The organism is Staphylococcus sp. HMSC068C09 (assembly GCF_001813735.1).
GTDB lineage: Bacteria > Bacillota > Bacilli > Staphylococcales > Staphylococcaceae > Staphylococcus > Staphylococcus hominis.
In genome coordinates, this window is the sequence record NZ_KV813742.1 from 1 (window position 1) to 266 (window position 266).

Sequence of the window (266 nt, forward strand, 5' to 3'; positions counted from 1 at the left end):
TTTTTGGATGGTATGAGGTTGCACCACGATGATGTCTGAATTCATCGAATTCAGTTTTAGGAATTGTTTCTACAATATCATTGACATGTCGTGACATATCATTTGTGGGGATAAGAACTGAAGTTTCCAATGGTAGAGTAAGTTGAGTCATGTTATAATCTTTATACATAAGGCACCTCGTTAATTTAGTTTAGTGATATTTATTAAATTATACGAAAGGGCCTTATTTTTTTAAAGTATTTCAATGTAAAATTACATATAAATAC

Annotated in this window: 1 pseudogene; it reads right to left on the bottom strand. The window is 30.1% G+C overall.

The window, feature by feature from the left end:
• A pseudogene (locus tag HMPREF2930_RS01960) lies at window positions 1–169 on the bottom strand (IS5/IS1182 family transposase); the annotation flags it as partial.
• Window positions 170–266 lie beyond the last annotated feature (97 nt).